Source organism: Mojavia sp. (assembly GCF_059505145.1).
In genome coordinates, this window is sequence record NZ_JCACKA010000068.1 from 110,423 (window position 1) to 117,049 (window position 6,627).

Genomic DNA, 6,627 nt, shown 5'->3' on the forward strand with positions numbered 1-6,627 from the left:
TAGTAGTCTAGAGCACATCCAAAACAGGTTAGCAACAGTGCTGCTTCTCTATATAACCTGATTTAAATTAGGTAAGTGGCAATATATAAGTACCTTTTGTAGCTAGATAAAAACTAAAAGCGTACTTACATATTGATTGGTTAAGTAGGAAAGCAAGGTAGAGGACACTAGTGAGGACGGTTAGTATCGCCACTAAGTGATCCTCTATTCTTATTGCTGAAAAAGATATTTTATTCAAACTGAAAAAATAAACTGATAGTGTTGCTTGACATTACTAAATTTTTAGTAGATGTCTTTTGTCAAGCTAGCTCAAGGGTAAAAATTTCTAATTTTGTAGCAGTGTTTGTAGATTAAGCTGCTAGAGTAGCTTTATGCTGTTACTGCAATTTAGTACATCTCATTATTGTCGCAAAGCCCGTTTAGGTCTAGGGTATAAAAAAATTAAATATCAAGTTGAGAACTTGAATCCCGGCTTGCATATCCTCAAAGTAAAGTCCCTGACGGGTTTGACTACATTACCAGTTTTATTACCGCAAACTGAAGGGCAACCAGAAGCGATCGCCGACTCAACCCAAATTTTTAAATTTCTAGAAAACTATCAAAAAGAACCGTCGCTATTGCTACCCGACGATATACAGCAAACTGAAGCCTGGATGCTAGAAGATTGGTTGGATGAAAGCATCGGTACAGCGACACGGTTTGTCTATTATCAGTTTCGCGCTAATGAGGGCAAGTCCTTTAACCCATCACTATCTAGCCAGATAATCATAGGAGTGGTGCGACGACAATATGGGATCAACAGAGCTAGTGTAGAATTAGCCACTAACAGGTTAATCACTGCTTTGGAATTCTTATCTATCCGCTGGCGCGAGAGCAATTATTTGGTAGGTGACAGGCTGAGTGTAGCAGATATCGCAGCAGCAGCCTTGCTGAGTCCTTTAGCTCTCATTCCCCACTACCGACAAAAATATCCCTGGCTATTTGAACGCATTGTACAAGTTCATCAATTTTGTAGCGAACAACTACCGCCAGGGCTATAAAAATTTCAAATTTGAAATTTGAAATTTAGAATTTAAATAGATACGTAACATAGGACTCAGAACTCAAAATGGCACCGATGAAGCGGATCAGATTTTTTGTTTTGAGCGTTAGCGTTAGCATTTTGGTAGGGTTAACTAGCCATTGGCAGACAGCAGTAATGGCATTACCGCCAGCAGAAGATATTCCCGAAGAAATCTTGCGGACAGAAATTATTCTAGAAGCGCGATCGCCTGTTGATGGTGAGCCTCTTAATGCCGCCGAATACTTAGAATTGCAAGCGCGGCTGCAAGCAGTTCCACCACCAAAACTAGATCCCAAAATTCGAGAACAGATTTTTTTACTGCGGATACGCAGTGTCTTACTTCAGCTTTTCCCATTTTTAGATATTTAACAAATTACTCGATATTTAATAGCCCCGTTGTCTCCCATTCTCCCGCGATCCCCTGCTCCACCACTCCGGTAGGTAAAAAACGAGTTACTCATTCTGATGTACGATAACGGTGGCGACAAATTGCAAATAAATGTAAAGAATATATATATATAAAAAAAGTAGTTTTAGCCAATCACTTATTTTACGTAGGTAGTTTCATGTCCATGACTACGATCGCTCCTGAACAAGTTGACCGCATAGTTTGGAATCAACATCAAGATCCGTTTGAAATACTCGGTTCTCATCTCATCGAACAAAATGGCAAAAGCGTCTGGGCTGTGAGAGCCTACCTCCCAAATGCGAGTGCAGCGTGGGTAGTCATTCCCGAAGAACGCAAAGAATACCCGATGCAAACAGCGCATCACCCCAACTTTTTTGAATGCACAATTGAAACAGCAGAACTGGCAAACTACCAGTTACGGATCAAAGAAGGAGAACATGAGCGCGTCACCTATGACCCATACGCCTTTCGTTCTCCTCACCTGACAGATTTTGATTTGCATTTGTTTACTGAAGGTAATCATCACCGGATTTACGAGAAACTGGGAGCGCACCTCACAGAAGTAGGCGGCGTTAAGGGCGTTTATTTTGCGGTTTGGGCCCCCAATGCTCGTAACGTCTCTGTACTAGGTGATTTCAATCACTGGGATGGACGCAAGCACCAAATGCGTAAAGGCCCTACTGGCGTTTGGGAATTATTTATTCCTGAATTAGGAGTGGGAGAGTCTTATAAATATGAAATCAAAAATTTTGAAGGTCACATTTACGAAAAATCTGATCCTTTCGGTTTCCAACAGGAACCGCGCCCTAAAACAGCATCTATTGTTACTGACTTAAGTGCTTACAGTTGGGGTGATCAAGAATGGTTAGAAAAGCGCCGCCATACTGACCCCCTTACCCAGCCCGTCTCAGTCTACGAAGTGCATTTAGGTTCTTGGTTACACGCTTCTAGTGCCGAACCACCCAAATTGCCCAATGGTGAAACCGAGCCTGTAGTTATTGTTTCCGAACTTAAACCTGGCGCACGCTTCCTCACCTACCGGGAACTGGCAGATAGACTTATCCCCTACGTTAAAGAACTCGGTTACACCCATGTAGAACTATTGCCCATTGCCGAACATCCCTTTGATGGATCTTGGGGTTATCAAGTAACTGGCTACTATGCTCCCACCTCCCGTTTTGGGACTGCCGAAGATTTTATGTATTTTGTTGACCAATGTCACCAAAACGGCATCGGCGTAATTGTCGATTGGGTTCCCGGTCACTTCCCCAAAGATGGTCATGGTTTAGCTTTCTTTGATGGTAGCCATCTGTATGAACACGCAGACCCCCGCAAAGGCGAACACAAAGAATGGGGCACTCTGGTATTCAACTACAGTCGCCATGAAGTTAGGAATTTCTTAGTAGCAAATGCTCTGTTCTGGTTTGACAAGTATCACATTGATGGTATTCGCGTTGATGCTGTGGCTTCAATGCTTTATCTCGACTATTGCCGTAAAGAAGGAGAATGGGTAACCAACCAATACGGTGGTAGAGAAAACCTAGAAGCAGCAGATTTCCTACGTCAAGTCAATTATCTGATTTTTAGCTATTTCCCTGGCGCGCTTTCAATTGCTGAGGAATCCACTTCTTGGCCAATGGTATCTTGGCCTACTTATACAGGTGGACTGGGCTTCAACTTGAAGTGGAATATGGGCTGGATGCACGATATGCTGGATTACTTCAGCATGGATCCTTGGTTCCGCCAGTTCCACCAAAATAACATCACTTTTAGTATGTGGTATAACCACAGCGAGAACTTTATGCTGGCTCTGTCTCACGATGAAATCGTGCATGGCAAGAGCAATATGATTGGCAAAATGCCAGGGGATACATGGCAGAAGTTAGCTAATGTGCGTTGTTTGTTTACCTATATGTTTGCTCACCCAGGCAAGAAAACCATGTTTATGAGCATGGAATTTGGGCAGTGGAGTGAGTGGAATGTCTGGGCTGATTTGGAGTGGCACTTACTGCAATATGAACCGCACCAACAATTAAAACAATTTTTCCGAGAGCTAAACCATCTCTACCGCGGTGAACCAGCCTTGTACACTCAAGATTTTGCTGAACCAGGTTTTGAGTGGATTGATTGTAGCGACAACCGCCATAGTGTGGTTTCCTTCATCCGCCGCGATAAGAATTCGGAGAATTTTTTGGTTGTGGTTTGCAACTTCACACCTCAACCTCATTCTCATTACCGCATAGGTGTACCAGAGAAAGGTTTTTATACTGAGTTATTTAATAGCGATGCCCGTCAGTATGGCGGTAGCAATATCGGTAACTTAGGCGGTAAATGGACTGATGATTGGTCATTGCACAATCGTCCTTATTCGCTGGATTTGTGTCTGCCGCCTTTGGGAGTTTTGATTCTCAAATTAGATAAGAAGACGACAGCAGAGGCGATGGAATATTAGGAAATAGGGTGGGTGTAGCCCCACCTTTTTATAATGTATAGACGCGCAGCAGTCATACCAATTTGTAAAAAGAATGCAACAGATGGGTAGGGGAGCCACTCCGTTCGGTCGCCAGACTTGTAGACGCGAAGCGGTGAGGCAGTGCGTTGGTGAGGCAGCGCGGTCTTGGGGGTTTCCCCCATGAGCGACTGCCGAAAGGGTTCCCCGACTTGAAGCAACTGCCGCTCGCGCAGCGTATCCGTAGGATTCACCCGAAGGGCTTAAGGCAGGGTAGGATGTGGCGTTGCACAACAATGTTGTGCCCCTACGAATAATTGATGTGTCGCAAACATTAGTGGAATTGGTATTACTAACATCAAGACGTTTTTTATAAACATTAAAATATTTGTTATTAAAGAGCGATCGCAATATTTTCAACATAAGCGATCGCCTGAGTTGTATTAACTTGAAAAACTAATTATTGAAGAGTCTGCTAGCTTCACAAAAAGTTGTTTACAACAGCCTCTAAATATTTATATTTATACAATTAAAAATCTACCATTGGTATGATGCCAATAAGCTATGTAACATCTGATTGTATAGGTGATTGCAAGGATTTCTAATTCTTTATAATTAGCTAATTGACTAACCATTCCTTGATGGTATTAGCAAGCAGATTCATGTGTGGAATCAATTCAAAATCTAAAACTTAAAATCGAATGAATTTTGACTGCTGATATTTAGTACACAACTTTGCCTCTGTAGGAGAATCACCATGATGAATACACTAAACTTGGTGCAGCTAAATAAGAGCTTGAACGAAGTTGATTATCCAATCAGCAAGAAAGACTTGATTAAGAATGCAGAAGAAAAAGGTATTGATGAGAAAGTGCTTCGGGTTTTGAAGAAAATACCTTACAAGAACTATGACACGCCCACAGATGTGAGTGAAGCTATCGAACATCTCAATTAGTAGATAAGTTGAGTAGCGATCGCCCTAGCAGAGTGTTGTTAAAATAACAAAGCCTGCCTGCGATCGCCTAAAATAATTTCACAACATCGCTGTATTGGTTGGTGGCTGTAAAATGCCATGCTAGGGTATGTGTACAGCAATGTCTGTTTCCTAAAGGGTAAGATTATGGTTCAATTACAGCCATCCTCCCAGTCAGAGGTCATCTACCCCGACAGCGATGGTAAACCGATGGCGGATAACACAAAACAGTTTCGCTGGATTGTCACCATTAAAGAAAATCTCGAATGGTTATTTGCTGATGACCCCAATGTGTTCATTGCTGGGGATTTACTGTGGTATCCGGTTGAGGGGAATAATAAAACTTGTCAAGCACCTGATGCAATGGTCGTGTTTGGCAGACCCAAAGGAGACCGAGGTTCTTACAAACAGTGGCAAGAAGATAATATACCGCCGCAAGTAGTCTTTGAAATTCTCTCACCTGGAAATACACGAGCAGAAATGAACCGAAAGCTGCTATTTTATGACCGTTTTGATGTTGAAGAATATTATTTGTACGACCCTGACCAAAATGAGCTAAGTGGTTGGTTGCGGACTGAAAGCTTTCTGGATGTGATTGACACTATCGACGGATGGATTAGCCCTAGATTGAAGATTCGCTTTGACCTTTCAAGTTCACAATTGCAGATTTTTTACCCAGATGGCACGCAGTTTTTAACTTATACAGAAATTGCTCAACGAGCAGAACAGGCAGAACAACGGGCTGAAGCAGCAGAACAACGAGCAGAACAAGAACGCCAAAGGGCAGAACAAGCAGAAGCACGAGCAGCAATATTAGCGGAACGATTACGAGCAATGGGTATCGAGCCAGATAGCGAGTGAACTTTTTCTGTAGCTAACGCTTGATAAGCTGCGAGATCCCCGACTTTTTTAAAAAGTCGGGGATCTGACTTTTATAGCTGTAGTTACATAAATTAGGACAGTGTTGATTGCGAGGAACTCATGAAGCAACTGGGTTTATACTCAGCACTTTGCTATCACTTCTGCCTTGCAGAGCGCACTGCTACACTAATAAACAATAATTGCGGTAATTCTGGGTATGGCTACACCTTGCTGGAGACAACGACTTGCCTCACCGTTACCTCAGAGCCTTTTGTTCTGTCTCCCCATCATGCCCAAAAATGCCGGCAACCGTCGCAGGCTTTCTCGCATTTTCCTGTTTCTTTTTACTTGTTTACTGACAGTTATCTTTTCGCTAACTTGGGTAAACGCCGAAGAATCAAAAAAACCCAAGCCTAAAGATTGGGAAATTAAAGGCATTGTCGCAGCCCTAGCAGACCCCTATGCTGGTGTAAGGGCACAAGCAGCAGAGAAATTGGGAGAATATCAGCTAGATAATCCCAAAAAGCAGATTCCCAACTATCAAGACGTTGTGAATCTGCTAGTTAAGCAGCTATCGCCTCCTGACAAAGAAGAAAAAGACGAAAAGAGCCTTTCCCGTAGAGTCGCAGCATATGCACTGGGGCAGATGCAAGCCAAAGACATTGCCGCCAACGTTGCCGCACTGCTTAAAGATTCTGACCCTAATGTCCGTTATGCCGCAGCCGATGCACTGGGGCAGATGCAAGCCAAAGACATTGCCGCCAACGTCGCCGCACTGCTCAAAGATTCTGACATAAATGTCCGTTATGCCGCAGCCGATGCACTGGGGCAGATGCAAGCCAAAGACTATGCCGCCAACGTCGCCGCACTGC

At 43.2% G+C, this 6,627-nt stretch carries 6 protein-coding genes; all 6 read left to right on the top strand.

Going from position 1 to position 6,627, the window contains the following annotated elements; genetic code table 11:
• Positions 1 to 371 precede the first annotated feature (371 nt).
• Positions 372 to 1,040, top strand: coding sequence for a glutathione S-transferase family protein (locus AC5JL8_RS16570; RefSeq protein ID WP_495880788.1), 669 nt, complete (start codon positions 372 to 374; stop codon positions 1,038 to 1,040).
• A 77-nt stretch (positions 1,041 to 1,117) separates the two neighbouring features.
• Complete coding sequence (locus tag AC5JL8_RS16575; protein WP_495880797.1) at positions 1,118 to 1,432, top strand: hypothetical protein; 315 nt, start codon at positions 1,118 to 1,120, stop codon at positions 1,430 to 1,432.
• Between the two features lie 197 nt (positions 1,433 to 1,629).
• The gene (glgB, locus tag AC5JL8_RS16580; RefSeq protein WP_495880789.1) at positions 1,630 to 3,924 is read left to right on the top strand and encodes a 1,4-alpha-glucan branching enzyme; all 2,295 of its coding nucleotides are present in this window, start codon (positions 1,630 to 1,632) and stop codon (positions 3,922 to 3,924) included.
• A gap of 754 nt (positions 3,925 to 4,678) precedes the next feature.
• Positions 4,679 to 4,876: a DUF2795 domain-containing protein gene (locus tag AC5JL8_RS16585; protein WP_495880790.1), complete on the top strand. Its 198-nt coding sequence runs from the start codon at positions 4,679 to 4,681 to the stop codon at positions 4,874 to 4,876.
• 162 nt (positions 4,877 to 5,038) lie between these two features.
• Positions 5,039 to 5,755, top strand: coding sequence for a Uma2 family endonuclease (locus tag AC5JL8_RS16590; protein WP_495880798.1), 717 nt, complete (start codon positions 5,039 to 5,041; stop codon positions 5,753 to 5,755).
• A gap of 289 nt (positions 5,756 to 6,044) precedes the next feature.
• A partial coding sequence (locus AC5JL8_RS16595; RefSeq protein ID WP_495880791.1) for a HEAT repeat domain-containing protein occupies positions 6,045 to 6,627 on the top strand: 583 nt, incomplete at its 3' end.